Here is a 15272-nt window from a genome sequence, read left to right on the forward strand (position 1 = left end):
TATTTATCAATCCCTGGGTTGCCGAAATATTCAGCGGCATTCCAGGCGGACCACAGGTCTTGCCGACAGGCGTCTTGCAACTTCGACGAAACCGGCATCCAGAAACATCGATAGCGTTCCCGGATAGAGCCCGGCTCCGTTCGAAGCACGGGCTGCCTGATCGACAGGGTAGGCTTCGAGACATTCGGCGCCGTTCGCGCTTGCGAATTCAACGGCGTGTTTCAATAACAATCGCGACAGACCCTGCCGCCGGAACGGCTTGCGGACGATGAAGCAATTGATCGACCAGACCGGCTTGTCATCGACCGGCGCAAAGGGTTTTGAGCGGCGCAGCCGATCGAATACGGTGCGCGGCGCGACACCGCACCATCCGGCCGGCTCGTTCTCATGATAGCCGAGAATGCCGGGCGGGCGCGGTTCGGTGAGTAGGCTTCGGAACCAGTTGCGATTTCCCTCGCCCCATCCTGCCTTGCAGTCGGCATTCGGGAGATACCAGTAGGCGCAGCGACAATTCCGGCCGTCGGCGCAATCGTCGAGGACCGCTTCTATATCGGCCAGGCGGTCGGCGGTGGCGGGGAAGAAAGAGAAGCGATCCTGCATCCGGGCAAATTATGGCGCGGGCGGAGGATCGGCAAGCGGTCGCCCCATGCAGGCCGATCAGGCGAGGCTGCCCTCCAGCCTGAAATGCGCGTTCTTTAGCCGCCGACATCGCCCGGATATCGTTGCCGATCCTCATCCGCGGCGTGCGGCTCGTTCAGACGTTACTGGCGTGCGGCCCAGTTCAGGCCCCGCCGCAGGATGAGCGGCATATAGGGATGGTCGAATTCGGCAGCGACATGGCCGAGGGCGGAATAGAAGATGCGGCCGGCGCCGAAATGGCGCTTGAAGACGACGGGCATCACCACATTGCGGGCCGCCGGATCGTAGGCGCCGGTGAAGGTGGTGGTCGCGAGGATTTCGACGGTCGGATCGTAATGGAGATAATATTGCTCCGAACGATAGTCGAAATCGGGAATGCCCTCCATGACCGGATCGTCCTGGCGGGTGACGGCAACGCGAAAGTCGATGATGTTGCCGGGATGGGCGACCCAGGTGACGCCGGAGATATAGCGGAAAGGCGCGCTTTCCTTGAAGGACGTGGCGAGCGCGCCGTGATGGCCGGCAAGTCCGAGCCCGCCGCGCACGGCTTCGACGAGGCCAGCGGCATGCTCCTTCTCAAGCTTTTCGCCGGTAATGATCGGCACCAGCAGATCGGCTTTCGCCAGCGTCGGAGATCCGAACACGCCGAGATCGCCGGTCACCTCGACCGTGAAATCATCCTCGCGCAAGAGATCGGCGACGATATCGGCACATTGCTCCGGCTCATGGCCTTGCCAGCCGCCCCAAACGACCAATGCCTTCCTCATTCGCGCTCTCCCTGCCTGATGGCTGCAGACCGTTGATCATCATATGGTGGTGCAAGCCCCTTAGATTGGGCGGCTATGCAAATCACGCGAATAATTAATGCTTCTTCCTGATCCGGCACAAATTGCGCAGGCGGCGGATCGCACCGGTCGAGCGTGGCTTCGGCATTTGACGTATTGCCCGTTGACGTCGATCGCAGTTCCTTCTTTTTATTGACGTGTATCTCGTCTAGGTTTCTCCCATCTCTCAATAAAAAAAAGGGTGGTGCATGGCAGGTGAAACGGTTCTTGTTGTCGGCGGCGCCGGCTATATCGGCTCGCATACGTGCCTCGACCTGGCGAACAAGGGCTATACGCCTGTCGTCTTCGACAATTTTTCGAACGGCCATCGCGAGTTCGTCAGATGGGGGCCGGCCGAGGAAGGCGATATTCGCGATCGCGCCCGGCTGGATGAAGTGCTGGCCAAACACAAGCCGGCGGCGATCCTGCATTTCGCGGCGCTGATCGAGGTCGGCGAATCGGTCAAGGACCCGGTTTCCTTCTACGAGAACAATGTGATCGGTACATTGACGCTGCTTTCGGCGGCACAGGCGGCCGGCATCAACGCCTTCGTCTTCTCCTCCACCTGCGCGACCTACGGCCTGCCGCAGAGCGTGCCGCTCGACGAGACGCACCGGCAGGTGCCGATCAATCCCTACGGACGGACGAAATATATCGTCGAACAGGCGCTTGCCGATTACGACCAGTACAGGAGCCTGCGCTCGGTGGTGCTGCGCTATTTCAATGCGGCCGGCGCCGATTTCGAGGGCCGGATCGGCGAATGGCACCAGCCGGAAACGCATGCGATACCGCTGGCGATCGACGCGGCACTCGGCCGCCGTCAGGGTTTCAAGGTGTTCGGCAGCGATTATGAGACCCGTGACGGCACTTGTGTGCGCGACTATATCCATGTGCTCGATCTTGCCGATGCGCATGTGCGCGCCGTCGAATATCTGTTGAAGGGCGGCGATTCCGTCGCGCTCAATCTCGGCACCGGCACCGGCACGACAGTCAAGGAATTGCTCGGCGCGATCGAGGACGTTTCGAACCGGCCTTTCCCGGTCGAATATATCGGCCGTCGCGAAGGCGATTCGCATACACTGGTCGCCAACAACGACAAGGCGCGCGACGTGCTCGGCTGGGTGCCGCAATATGATCTGTCCGAGATCATCCGCTCCGCCTGGGACTGGCATGCAAAATCCAACCAGCATTGAGCCAACCAGCATCAAGAAAGCTCGCCGGCCGAATATCCTGCTGATCACGGCGGACCAGTGGCGCGGCGATTGCCTGTCGGCTGTCGGTCATGCCTGCGTAAAGACGCCTGGTGTCGATGCGCTGGCGCGCGAAGGCACGCTCTTCCGGCGGCACTATGCCGGCGCGGCACCCTGCTCGCCGGCGCGGGCCACGCTCTATACCGGTCTCTATCAGATGAACCACCGCGTCTGCCGCAACGGTTCGCCGCTCGATGCCCGCTTCGACAATCTGGCGCTGGCCGCCCGGCGGGCGGGATACGACCCGACGCTGTTCGGCTACACGGATACGGCGCCCGATCCGCGCGGGATGGATGCCGGCGATCCGCATCTGACGAGTTATGAAGGCGTGCTGCCGGGGTTTACCGCCCGCCAGCTTCTGCCAGAGCATGAGAAGCAATGGCTCTCCTGGCTCAGGTCCCGTGGCCATGCGGATGCCGTCAGCCGCGATATCCATATTCCCGTCGGCGCGGAAGCAGGCGACATTTCAAATGCGGCGCCGGCCTATTCCTGCGACGAGACCCAGACGGCGTTCCTGGCCGGCGAGTTCATTCGCTGGGTGGGCGAACAGGACAGGCCGTGGTTTGCGCATATCTCTTTCTTGCGTCCGCATCCGCCATTCTCCGTGCCGGAGCCGTTCAACCGCATGTTCACGCCGGGGGACGGACCGGTTTTTGCACGCGCGGCAAACCGCGAAGCGGAAGAGGACGGTCATCCCTATCTCGCCTATGCCATGCCACGCTCTGACAAGGGCAACTTCATCCACGGTGCAACGGGGCCGCTCAGCGGCTGGAACGGTGAGGACTTCGCCGCGATCCGGGCGATCTATTACGGCATGATATCAGAGGTCGATGCGCAGCTCGGCCGCATCTGGCAGGCTCTCAAGGATGCGGGCGCCTGGGATGATACGCTTGTTGTCTTCACCTCGGACCACGCCGAGATGGCGGGCGATCACTGGATGCTCGGCAAGGGCGGCTTCTTCGACGGCAGCTATCATATTCCGCTGGTGATCCGCGATCCCGCAAGCAGTGCTGCGGGTGGGGTCGTCGAAAAATTCACCAGCGCTGCGGATATTTTTCCGACACTTTGCCAAAGGCTCGGCATCGAAGCGAAGAACGGGCTCGATGGCCGGTCGCTGATGCCGTTTGTCAGGGGTGCGAGCGGACAAGGCTGGCGGGATGCGGCATTCTGGGAATTCGATTTCCGCGACATTGCGCATGGCGAGGCCGAGCGGCATTTCCGGCTGCGGTCCAACGAATGCAATCTCGCGGTGATCCGCGACGCGCGGTTCAAATATGTGCATTTTACCGCTTTGCCGCCGCTGCTCTTCAATCTTGCCGACGATCCGATGGAACTCGACAATGTCGCGGCGGATCCAGCCTATGCGGCGATACGGCTCGACTATGCCGAGAAGCTGCTGTCGCTCCGAGCACGCCATCTCGATCAGACGCTCGCCTATACCGAGCTGACGGAAAGAGGGCCGGTGACGCACCGGCCCTGATATTCACTCAATCACTCAACCGAGATAATCGCGCTTGCCGATCGGAGCACCCTGGCTACGCAGGATGGCGTGGGCCATCGCGACATGGAAATAGAAGTTCGGCAGGGCGAAGGTGGCGATATATTCGTCACCCGGCAGCACGATACCGCTCTTTCCCGGCAGGGTGATCTGGCGGGTTTGCGTGCCTTCCAGTGCTTCCGCCGAGAAGCCGGCGAGATAGGCTTCGGTCTTTGCCAGGCGCTCGCGCAGGTCGTCGAATGTCGTTTCGTTGTCCTCGAATTTCGGGGCGTCGGTCGCGGTCAGGCGGGCGAGCGCAAATTTGCCGGTGTCGCTGGCGCGCTGATACTGGCCGGAGAGCGGCAGCATATCGGGCGCCAGGCGAGCGGCGACCAATATTGCAGGATCGATATTCTTTTCCTTCGCATAGGCTTCTGCCTTGTCGAGGTAGGTTTTCAGGCTGGCGAGGCCGCGCTGGAACATCGGAACGGTGAGGCGATACATCGAAATGGACATTTGTCCTGTCTCCAAAATCTTCAAATGATTGGGTCGCGGCGAGAGGTCGAGGGCGTCTGTGGCCGTGAGCCCGTCTTCGACCCTCCCATAGATGGATGCTCGTTTCGTCTTTCACAACAGAGGGAATGCGGGCGTCGGTCGTGAAGCCCGCATGGCTTTGCGCTCTCCTCCATATCTCGTCGCCGCTAAAGATACTTGACGTCGTTCCCAGAAAATGGAATGAATATTCCGCAGAACAGATTTGACGGTTTGTTTGTTCCGTTTTGCGGAGCGCCGCGGGAGAGGTGGCGCGGGGAATTGCGGCTTCAGAGCAAATGCCTGGAGCTCCGGCGTGAGGAGGGTGCAGCCGGGCACCGCTTTGTGGAGGAAGTGAAAATGAAAAAGTTTATCCTGGGCACTGCGATGGTGCTCGTCATGTCGACGGCCGCTCACGCAGAAACGGTCGGCGTCTCGATGGCGAAATTCGACGACAATTTCCTGACCGTTCTGCGCAACGGCATGACCGATTATGCAAAGACACTGAGCGGCGTGACGCTGCAGGTCGAAGACGCACAAAACGACGTTTCCAAGCAGCAGAGCCAGATCCAGAATTTCATCGCCTCCAAGGTCGATGCAATCATCGTCAACCCCGTCGATACCGATGCGACCACGGCAATGTCGAAGCTCGCCGCCGATGCCGGCATTCCGCTGGTTTATGTCAACCGCGAGCCCGTCAACGTCGACACGCTGCCGGACAATCAGGCCTTCGTTGCTTCCAACGAGTTGGAATCCGGCACGCTGGAAACCAAGGAAATCTGCCGTATTCTCGGCGGCAAGGGCAAGGCCGTCGTCATCATGGGCGAGCTTTCCAACCAGGCTGCGCGCATGCGGACGCAGGACATCCATGACGTCATCAAGACGGATGAATGCAAGGGTCTGGAGATCGTCGAAGAGCAGACCGCCAACTGGGACCGCACCCAGGGCGCCGACCTGATGACCAACTGGCTCTCCAGCGGCATTGAATTCGACGCCGTGATCTCCAACAACGACGAAATGGCGATCGGCGCCATCCAGGCGCTGAAGGCGGCCGGCAAGGATATGACCAAGGTCGTCGTCGGCGGTGTCGACGCCACGCAGGACGCGCTTGCCGCCATGCAGGCGGGTGATCTCGACGTCACGGTGTTCCAGGATGCCGCCGGCCAGGGCAAGGGCTCGCTCGATGCAGCGCTCAAGCTCGCTAAGGGCGAGAAGATCGAAAAGAAGGTCTACATTCCCTTCCAGCTCGTCACGCCTGCTAACGTCAAGGACTTCGTCACCAAGAACTGAGGCGAATGCTACACAGGATGCGGGCTTTGCCCGCATCCTTTTCGCTTACCCGTATCCGGAGGAGATGATATGGCCGTCAGCCCGACAACCATGGCCGCCGTGCGCGCGAGCGGCGCAGTCCCGAATGCGGAATATCTCTTGAGCGCCGAGGGTGTCCGCAAGGAATTTCCTGGTGTCGTCGCACTTGACGACGTGCAGTTCCGGCTGAAGCGCGCCTCCGTGCATGCGCTGATGGGCGAAAACGGCGCCGGCAAATCGACGTTGATGAAGATCCTCGCTGGCATCTATACGCCCGACAAGGGCGATATTCGCCTGAAAGGGATCGAGATCCAGCTGAAATCTCCGCTCGACGCACTGGAGAACGGCATTGCCATGATCCATCAGGAGCTGAACCTGATGCCGTTCATGACGGTCGCAGAAAATATCTGGATTCGCCGCGAACCGAAGAACCGCCTCGGTTTCATCGATCACGGCGTGATGCACCGCATGACCGAGGAATTGTTTACTCGGCTCAATATCGCAATCGATCCTGATATCGAGGTCCGGTTCCTGTCGGTCGCCAACCGGCAGATGGTCGAGATCGCCAAGGCGGTTTCCTATAATTCCGACGTGTTGATCATGGACGAGCCGACTTCGGCGCTGACGGAGCGCGAGGTTGAGCATCTTTTCCGTATCATCCGCGACCTCAAGGCCCAGGGCATCGGCATCGTCTACATCACCCACAAGATGAACGAGCTTTTCGAGATCGCCGACGAGTTCTCCGTCTTCCGTGACGGGCGATATATCGGCACGCATGCCTCGACCGACGTCACCCGCGACGACATCATCCGCATGATGGTCGGGCGCGAGATCACCCAGATGTTTCCCAAGGAAGAGGTGCCGATCGGCGAGGTCATGCTTTCCGTCAAGGATTTGTGTCTCAACGGCGTCTTCAAGAACGTCTCCTTCGAAGTCAGGGCCGGCGAAATCCTCGGCGTGGCCGGCCTCGTCGGCTCCGGCCGGTCGAATGTCGCCGAGACGCTGTTTGGGGTGACGCCGGCAAGTTCCGGCTCGATCGAACTCTACGGCAAACCGGTGGCCATTTCTTCGCCGACCGAGGCCATCCGCAATCGGATGGCGTTCCTCACCGAAGACCGGAAAGATACCGGCTGCCTGCTGATCCTCGATATTCTCGAGAACATGCAGATCGCCGTTCTGCAGGACAGATACGTCAAGGGCGGCTTCGTGCAGCAGGGCGCCGTCGAGGCAACCTGCGAAGACATGGCAAAAAAGCTGCGCGTGAAAACGCCCAATCTTTATGAGCGGGTGGAAAATCTCTCGGGCGGCAATCAACAGAAGGTGCTGATCGGGCGCTGGCTTCTCACCAATCCGCGCATCCTCATCCTCGACGAGCCGACGCGCGGCATCGATGTCGGCGCCAAGGCGGAAATCCACCGGTTGGTCACGGAGATGGCGCGAGACGGTGTGGCGGTGGTGATGATCTCGTCCGAGATGCCCGAGGTTCTCGGGATGAGCGACCGCATCATGGTCATGCACGAGGGACGCGTGACCGGTTTCCTCAATCGCGACGAAGCAACGCAGATCAAGGTGATGGAGCTGGCTGCGCAGTGATGCGTAGACGGCGATCGCCCAAGGGAGGTTTGACATGACTACCAAGGCAGCAGAGGGCGCGGCTCCGCTCGCAACCCGGCAAAGGCGGCGGCGCATACCGACGGAACTCAGCATTTTCCTCGTGCTCGTCGGCATCGCGCTCATTTACGAAGTGCTCGGCTGGATGTTCATCGGCCAAAGCTTCCTGATGAATTCGCAGCGTCTGACGATCATGATCCTGCAGGTCTCCGTCATCGGCATCATCGCCGTCGGCGTCACCCAGGTCATCATTACCGGCGGCATCGATCTTTCGTCGGGTTCGGTCGTCGGCATGACGGCGATGATCGCAACGAGCTTCGCCCAGTCCTCGACCTGGGGGCGGGCCGTTTTTCCCTCGCTGACCGACCTGCCGGCTTTCGTGCCGATCGTCGTTGGTCTGCTGATCGGGGCGGCCGCCGGCCTCGCGAACGGCGCACTCATCGCCTACACGAAGATCCCGCCGTTCATTGCCACGCTTGGCATGTTCGTTTCGGCCAGAGGTGTCGCGAAGTGGTATACGAAGGGACAGCCGGTTTCCGGGATCACCGAACAGTTTCATTTCATCGGAACGAAAGCCTGGCCGGTTGTCGTCTTCCTGGTCGTTGCACTGATCTTTCACATTGCGCTGCGCTATACGCGTTATGGAAAGTTCACCTATGCCATCGGCGCGAACCCGCAGGCCGCGCGTGTTTCCGGCATCAACATCGAGGCGCATCTCGTCAAGGTCTATGTGATTGCCGGACTGCTCGCCGGCCTTGCCGGTATCGTCACGGCGGCCCGTGCTGAAACCGCACAGGCCAGCATGGGCGTCGGATATGAACTCGACGCGATCGCTGCGACCGTCATCGGCGGCACCTCGCTCACCGGCGGTGTCGGGCGCATCACCGGCACCGTCATCGGCACCATCATCCTCGGCGTCATGACCTCCGGCTTCACGTTCCTCAGGATCGACGCCTACTACCAGGAGATCGTCAAGGGCCTCATCATCGTCGCGGCTGTCGTCATCGACGTCTACAGACAGAAGAAACGCCGCAAGCACTGATCTCTGGCGGTATGATCCGATGGTTTTTGCGGGGGCTTCGGCCCCCGTTTCATTTTCGGCGCCGACGGATTTCTAAAAAAAGAAGTGGCGAATTCCGTCAGCTTTTCTATTCTGCCGCTTCATTCGCCCTCTACAGCGCCGCGCGTCTGAAAAGACGCGCAAAGGACGCTGTAGCACTTTGAATGCTGCATAATTTTATTCTTAAATCGATTCCGATTTAAGGAATTATGCAGTAGGGCAGCGCAGGAAGACAGATGCAATTCGTATTTGACGGTCACAACGACGTTCTCCTTCGACTCTGGACACATTCAAAAGACGGCAGCGACCCGATCGCGGAATTCGCAGACGGCACGACGGTCGGCCATATCGATGCGCATCGGGCGAGAGAGGGCGGTCTTTCAGGCGGTCTCTGCGCCATCTATATTCCTTCGGGCGATCTCGTCTTCGCCGATCCGGATGCCGATGGCCGCTATGTGACGCCGATGGCGGCCCCTCTCGATCCGCTGCCTTCCCTTGCCATCGCCAATGAAATGGCGGCGATCGCGCTGCGGCTCGACCAGGCCGGCGCCTGGCGGCTCTGCCGGACGGTGAAGGATATCCGCGGCGCTATGGCGGACGGCATTTTCGCCGCCGTCATGCATATGGAGGGCTGCGAGGCGATCGGCGCCGATCTCTCGGCGCTCGAGGTATTCTACGCGGCAGGGCTGCGGTCGCTCGGGCCGGTCTGGAGCCGGCACAATGTCTTCGGTCACGGCGTGCCCTTCGCCTTCCCAATGTCGCCGGATACGGCGCCGGGCCTCACCGATGCCGGCTTCGCGCTGGTCAGGGAATGCAATCGTCTCGGTATCCTGATCGACCTTGCCCATATCACCGAGAAGGGTTTCTGGGACGTGGCGAAGAAGACGGACCAGCCGCTGGTCGCCAGCCATTCCAATGCCCACGCCCTGACGCCGGTCGCGCGCAACCTGACGGACAGGCAGCTCGATGCGATCCGCGAAAGCCGCGGGCTCGTCGGCATCAATTATGCCACCGCCATGCTGCGTGCCGACGGCCGCTCGGACAGTGATACGCCGCTTGCCGACATGATCCGCCACATCGACTATCTTGTGAACCGCATCGGCATCGACTGCGTGGCGCTCGGATCGGACTTTGACGGAGCCACCATTCCCGAGGAAATCGGTGATGCAGCCGGCAATCAGAAGCTGATTGCCGCTCTCAGAGAGGTTGGCTATGCTGATGCCGACCTGGCAAAACTCGCCCGTGAAAACTGGCTTCGCATTCTGGCTCAGGCTTGGCGGGAGGACCACGCCTAAGCCTTTCATATCCAATCAAAAAACAGGGGAACAGACCATGATGATGACCAAGCTCAACCGCAATTTCCGCATGCTTTCCGCGGGAGCTGCGCTTTCACTGCTGATGATGGCCGCACCCTCGGCCTTTGCCGAGACGCCGAAGGACACGCTGGTCGAGGGCTTCGCCATCGACGACATCATCACGATGGATCCGGGCGAGGCTTTCGAGCTTTCGACGGCCGAAATCACTACCAACAGCTACAGCCTGCTCGTCCGTCTCGACATGGACGACACGTCCAAGGTGAAGGGCGATCTGGCCGAGAGCTGGAGTGTATCCGATGACGGCCTTACCTATACGTTCAAGCTGAAGTCAGGCCTGAAATTCGCCTCCGGCAACCCAATCACCGCCGAAGACGTCGCCTGGTCGTTCGAGCGTGCCGTCAAGCTCGACAAGAGCCCGGCCTTTATCCTCACCCAATTCGGCCTGACCGGCGACAACGTCACGGAAAAGGCCAAGGCGGCCGATGCCGGCACCTTCGTCTTCACGGTTGACAAGGCCTATGCGCCGAGTTTCGTGCTCAATTGCCTGACGGCAACGGTCGCTTCCGTCGTCGACCAGAAGCTGGTGCTGGAGCATGTGAAGGCGGTGACGCCCGATGCCGACCACAAATACGACAACGACTTCGGCAATGAATGGCTGAAGACCGGCTATGCCGGCTCCGGCCCCTATAAGATGCGCGAATGGCGCGCCAACGAAGTCGTCGTGCTGGAGCGCAACGACAATTATTATGGCGACAAGGCAAAGCTCAACCGCGTTATCTACCGCTACATGAAGGAAAGTGCTGCCCAACGCCTGGCGCTCGAAGCCGGTGATATCGATATCGCGCGCAATCTCGAGCCCGGCGATATCGACGCGGTTTCGAAGAATGCAGATCTCGCGACAACGAGTGCGCCGAAGGGCACGATCTATTATGTCAGCCTGAACAACAAGAACGAGAACCTGAAGAAGCCGGAAGTCCAGGAAGCCTTCAAATATCTGGTCGATTACGATGCGATCAGCGCAACGCTGATCAAGGGTATCGGCGAGATCCATCAGACCTTCCTGCCAAAGGGTCAGCTCGGCGCACTCGATGAGAATCCCTACAAGCTCGATGTCGCCAAGGCCAAGGAACTGCTGGCCAAGGCCGGCGTCCCCGACGGTTTCTCGATCACCATGGACGTACGCAACAGCCAGCCGGTGACCGGTATCGCCGAATCGATGCAGCAGACGCTGGCGCAGGCCGGGGTGAAGATGGAAATCATCCCCGGCGACGGCAAGCAGACGCTGACCAAGTACCGCGCGCGTACGCACGACATGTATATCGGCCAGTGGGGTTCGGACTATTTCGACCCGAATTCCAATGCCGACACCTTTACCGGCAATCCTGACAATTCCGATGCCGGCACGGTGAAGACGCTCGCATGGCGCAACACCTGGGAAGCGCCGGAACTCGACAAGCAAGCCAAGGCAGCCCTTCTGGAACGCGACGCCGCCAAGCGCGCCGCCATTTATCAGGACATCCAGAAGAAGTATCTGGCAAACAGCCCCTTCGTCTTCATCTTCCAGCAGACCGAGGTGGCTGGCTACCGCAAGAGCGTGAAGGACTTCAAGCTGGGTCCGAGCTTTGACACCAATTTCGTCGGTCCGATCGCCAAGGAATAGTCCGGCAGGATTGGTCGCTTGAGCACCGTCGACACAACGCAGGAGGCGCGGCCCCGAAAGGGCCGTGCTAGGGCCTTTGCAAAGGCGTTAGGGCGGTTTTTGTTTGCCGCCGTCACCACCTATCTCGGCCTGCTGGCCGTCACCTTCTTCATCGGCCGCGTCGTGCCGATCGATCCCGTGCTCGCCATTCTTGGCGACCGCGCGCCCAACCATGTCGTCGAGCGCGTACGCCAGGAAATGGGCTTCAATCTGCCGCTCTATCAGCAATTTTTCCTTTATATCAAAGGCATACTGTCCGGCGATTTCGGCAATTCGGTGCTGACGACCAATCCTGTCATGGTCGATATCCGCCGTGTCCTGCCGGCGACAATCGAGCTCGCAACGTTGGGAACGCTGATCGGCGCCTTCGTCGGCGTACCGCTCGGCGTTCTCGCAGCGGTGCGCCGCGGCAGCATCGCCGACCAGGTGGTGCGCGTCGTCGGTCTCGTCGGTTATTCGGTGCCGATCTTCTGGCTGGCACTGATCTCGCTGGTCATCTTCTATGCGCGGCTGCGCTGGGTGGCCTTTCCCGGCCGAATCGACATCGTCTTCGAATATACGTTCACGCCGATCACCGGCCTCTACCTGCTCGACAGCGCCTGGCAGGGGCAATGGGACGTCTTCTATGATGTCTTCCGCCACATCATCCTGCCCGCCTCGCTGCTCGGCTATTTCTCGCTCGCCTATATCAGCCGCATGACGCGCAGCTTCATGCTGAACGAGCTTTCCCAGGAATATATCGTTGCCGCGCGGGCCAAGGGGCTTTCGGAAACGCGGGTGATATGGGGCCACGCGCTGCGCAATGCCGCCGTGCCGTTGGTCACCGTCATTGCGCTTTCCTATGCCGGCCTGCTCGAAGGATCGGTGCTGACCGAGACCGTCTTTTCCTGGCCGGGCATCGGGCTCTACATTACCAATTCGCTGCAGAACGCCGACATGAACGCCGTACTCGGCGGCACGATCGTCATCGGTACGGTCTTCATCGGCATCAACCTTCTGTCCGATCTTCTTTACCGGACGCTCGACCCGAGGACGCGAAACCGATGACGGTTCCCGCCAACCCATCCCAGCCGATGAGCCGCCGCGAATGGCTGCTCTCCGACCGGCCGCAATCGCGCCTGCAGGCCCGCCTCGGCCGCACCTATGTCACATGGCGGCAGTTTACGGCCAACAGGCTCGCCGTCGTCGGCCTGCTGATCATCGTGGCGCTGCTTTTCATCGCCGCCTTTGCCGATGTGCTCGCCACGCATAATCCCGTTGTCGGCGATCTGCGCAATGCTCGGCTGCTGCCGCCCGGCACGGGGGAATTCTGGCTCGGTTCGGACGACCAGGGCCGTGATATCTATTCGCGGCTGATCTACGGATCGCGATTGACGCTGCTCGTCGTCGTGCTCGTCGCCGTCATCTCGGCGCCGGTCGGGCTGATTGTCGGCACGGTCTCCGGTTATGCCGGAGGCTGGGTGGATGCGACGCTGATGCGCATCACCGATATCTTTCTCGCCTTTCCGAAGCTGGTGCTGGCGCTCGCCTTCGTCGCAGCCCTCGGTCCCGGCATCCAGAACGCGATCATCGCGATTGCCATCACTTCCTGGCCGCCCTATGCCCGCATTGCGCGCGCCGAGACGCTGACGGTCCGGCGTTCCGACTATATTTCGGCGGTGAAGCTGATGGGCGCCTCGCCGCTTCGCATTATCGTGCGCCATGTCATGCCGCTCTGTATTTCCTCGCTGATCGTGCGCGTGACGCTCGACATGGCGGGCATCATCCTGACGGCGGCCGGTCTCGGCTTCCTCGGCCTGGGGGCACAGCCGCCGCTGCCGGAATGGGGTGCGATGATCGCCTCGGGACGGCGCTTCATCCTCGATCAATGGTGGGTCGCGGCGATGCCCGGCATCGCCATCCTCATCGTCAGCCTCGGCTTCAATCTCCTCGGCGACGGCCTGCGCGACGCGCTCGATCCGAAGGAGAGTGGCCAATGACGACACTTCTGACGGTGGACAAGCTCAAGGTCAGCTACCCCACGCGCACCGGCGTGATCGAGGCCGTGCGCGGCGTCTCCTTCACGCTCGGCAAGGAAAGGCTTGGGATCGTCGGCGAATCCGGTTCCGGCAAGTCGCAGACCGGACGGGCAATCATGGGCCTGACGCCGAAACACGGCATCGTCACGGCCGACAGGCTTAATTTCAACGGCATCGATCTCATCAATGCGTCTGCCGGCGAAAGGCGCAGGCTGCGCGGCAAGCGCATCGCCATGATCCTGCAGGATCCGAAATATTCGCTCGATCCCGTCATGTCGATCGGCCGGCAGATCTGCGAAACGCTGCGCACGCATGAGAGGGTCGGCAAGGCGGAGGCGCGCGAGCGCGCGCTCGCCATGCTGGAAGCGGTGCAGATCCGCGACCCGAAACGCGTCTTCGATCTGCATCCGCACGAGGTCTCGGGCGGCATGGGGCAGCGCGCGATGATCGCCATGATGCTGATTGCCGGACCGGAACTGCTGATTGCCGACGAGCCGACCTCGGCGCTCGACGTGACGGTGCAGCTTGACGTGCTGAGGATCATGGACAGACTGGTGTCCGAGCGCGGCATGGGGCTGATCTTCGTCTCCCACGATCTGAGGCTGGTCTCTTCCTTCTGCGATCGCGTCATCGTCATGTATGCCGGAAAGATCGTCGAGGAGCTGGCGGCAGCCGATCTCAAACATGCACAGCATCCCTATACGCAGGGGCTGCTGAACTGCATGCCCGAGATCGGCGCGAACCGTCATCCGCTGCCGGTGCTCGACCGCAAGCCGGAGTGGGCGGCATGAGCGCAGCTCTCGAAGTCGACGATCTCAGTGTCGTTTACGACCATTTTCATGCCTTGAAGAATGTCAGCATCACTGTCGAACGCGGCGAATCCTTTGGTCTCGTCGGGGAGTCCGGGTCGGGAAAATCGACCTTGCTGCGGGCCGTTGCCGGACTTGCGCCGGTCAGCGGCGGCGCGATCAACATCGATGGCGAGCCGCTGAAGGGTTCGAAACGCAGCAAAGTCTTCTATCGGCGCGTGCAAATGGTCTTCCAGGATCCTTATGGTTCGCTGCATCCGCGTCAGACGATCGACCGGCTTCTGCTCGAACCACTTGCGATCCACGGCATCGCCGACAGCGAGAAGCGGATCGCCCGCGCGCTTGACGAGGTCGGCCTCGGCAATGGTTTCCGTTTCCGCTACCCGCACCAGCTCTCCGGCGGCCAGCGCCAGCGCGTCGCGATCGCCCGGGCGCTGATCGTGGAACCGTCGATCCTGCTGCTTGACGAGCCGACATCGGCGCTCGACGCCTCGGTGCAGGCCGAAGTGCTGAACCTGCTGGAAGAGATCCGACGCGACCGCAAGCTCACCTTCGTGATGGTCAGCCATGATCTCGGGGTCGTCACCCATATGTGTGAAAGGCTCGCCGTGATGCGCAACGGCGCCGTCGTCGAGCGGCTGAGCTCGCAGGAACTGGCGCAAGGCGCGGTTCACGAGGACTATACGAGAAATTTGATGATCGCGAGCAAGGGTTTTGTCAAAGCCTGAAA

The 15272-nt window shown here is 60.9% G+C and carries 14 protein-coding genes; 11 read left to right on the plus strand and 3 right to left on the minus strand.

Features of this window, described 5'->3' with window-relative positions; translation table 11 throughout:
* Nucleotides 1-30 precede the first annotated feature (30 nt).
* Both GR198_RS16015 and GR198_RS16020 read right to left on the minus strand, forming a co-directional pair.
* Nucleotides 31-600, minus strand: a complete 570-nt coding sequence (locus tag GR198_RS16015) for a GNAT family N-acetyltransferase (RefSeq protein WP_164069239.1) — start codon at nucleotides 598-600, stop codon at nucleotides 31-33.
* 161 nt (nucleotides 601-761) lie between these two features.
* Nucleotides 762-1406 (minus strand): ThuA domain-containing protein, encoded by a 645-nt coding sequence (locus GR198_RS16020; RefSeq protein ID WP_029874667.1) that lies wholly within the window; start codon nucleotides 1404-1406, stop codon nucleotides 762-764.
* 266 nt (nucleotides 1407-1672) lie between these two features.
* Between GR198_RS16020 and galE the strand changes: the two genes are divergently transcribed.
* Together galE and GR198_RS16030 are read left to right on the plus strand one after the other, a co-directional pair.
* Entirely contained in the window at nucleotides 1673-2656 is a 984-nt protein-coding gene (galE, locus tag GR198_RS16025) for a UDP-glucose 4-epimerase GalE (RefSeq protein WP_029874668.1), read from the plus strand.
* Complete coding sequence (locus GR198_RS16030; protein WP_029874669.1) at nucleotides 2634-4193, plus strand: alkaline phosphatase family protein; 1560 nt, start codon at nucleotides 2634-2636, stop codon at nucleotides 4191-4193. Before galE ends, GR198_RS16030 begins: the two co-directional genes overlap by 23 nt.
* A 15-nt stretch (nucleotides 4194-4208) precedes the next feature.
* Here the strand turns inward: GR198_RS16030 and GR198_RS16035 are convergent, their stop codons facing one another.
* Complete coding sequence (locus GR198_RS16035) at nucleotides 4209-4706, minus strand: DUF1993 domain-containing protein (protein WP_164049096.1); 498 nt, start codon at nucleotides 4704-4706, stop codon at nucleotides 4209-4211.
* Nucleotides 4707-5081: 375 nt separating this feature from the next.
* Between GR198_RS16035 and GR198_RS16040 the strand changes: the two genes are divergently transcribed.
* The 9 genes from GR198_RS16040 (at nucleotide 5082) to GR198_RS16080 (ending at nucleotide 15270) form a co-directional block, all read left to right on the plus strand.
* Nucleotides 5082-6011, plus strand: coding sequence for a sugar ABC transporter substrate-binding protein (locus GR198_RS16040; RefSeq protein WP_029874671.1), 930 nt, complete (start codon nucleotides 5082-5084; stop codon nucleotides 6009-6011).
* Between the two features lie 69 nt (nucleotides 6012-6080).
* A complete protein-coding gene (locus GR198_RS16045; RefSeq protein ID WP_011653997.1) occupies nucleotides 6081-7622 on the plus strand; it encodes a sugar ABC transporter ATP-binding protein in 1542 nt (513 codons plus the stop codon).
* A gap of 34 nt (nucleotides 7623-7656) precedes the next feature.
* Entirely contained in the window at nucleotides 7657-8682 is a 1026-nt protein-coding gene (locus GR198_RS16050) for an ABC transporter permease (RefSeq protein WP_011653996.1), read from the plus strand.
* Nucleotides 8683-8936: 254 nt separating this feature from the next.
* Nucleotides 8937-9995, plus strand: a complete 1059-nt coding sequence (locus GR198_RS16055; protein WP_164069240.1) for a dipeptidase — start codon at nucleotides 8937-8939, stop codon at nucleotides 9993-9995.
* 37 nt (nucleotides 9996-10032) lie between these two features.
* The gene (locus GR198_RS16060) at nucleotides 10033-11676 is read left to right on the plus strand and encodes an ABC transporter substrate-binding protein (protein ID WP_164069241.1); all 1644 of its coding nucleotides are present in this window, start codon (nucleotides 10033-10035) and stop codon (nucleotides 11674-11676) included.
* A gap of 18 nt (nucleotides 11677-11694) precedes the next feature.
* Nucleotides 11695-12762: an ABC transporter permease gene (locus GR198_RS16065; RefSeq protein ID WP_164069242.1), complete on the plus strand. Its 1068-nt coding sequence runs from the start codon at nucleotides 11695-11697 to the stop codon at nucleotides 12760-12762.
* Entirely contained in the window at nucleotides 12759-13694 is a 936-nt protein-coding gene (locus tag GR198_RS16070) for an ABC transporter permease (RefSeq protein ID WP_003543863.1), read from the plus strand. The genes GR198_RS16065 and GR198_RS16070 overlap by 4 nt, the downstream gene beginning before the upstream one ends.
* Nucleotides 13691-14524: an ABC transporter ATP-binding protein gene (locus GR198_RS16075; RefSeq protein WP_011653992.1), complete on the plus strand. Its 834-nt coding sequence runs from the start codon at nucleotides 13691-13693 to the stop codon at nucleotides 14522-14524. The genes GR198_RS16070 and GR198_RS16075 overlap by 4 nt, the downstream gene beginning before the upstream one ends.
* Nucleotides 14521-15270: an ABC transporter ATP-binding protein gene (locus GR198_RS16080; protein WP_164069243.1), complete on the plus strand. Its 750-nt coding sequence runs from the start codon at nucleotides 14521-14523 to the stop codon at nucleotides 15268-15270. Before GR198_RS16075 ends, GR198_RS16080 begins: the two co-directional genes overlap by 4 nt.
* Nucleotides 15271-15272 lie beyond the last annotated feature (2 nt).

This window comes from Rhizobium leguminosarum, assembly GCF_010668065.1.
Classification (GTDB): domain Bacteria; phylum Pseudomonadota; class Alphaproteobacteria; order Rhizobiales; family Rhizobiaceae; genus Rhizobium; species Rhizobium leguminosarum_S.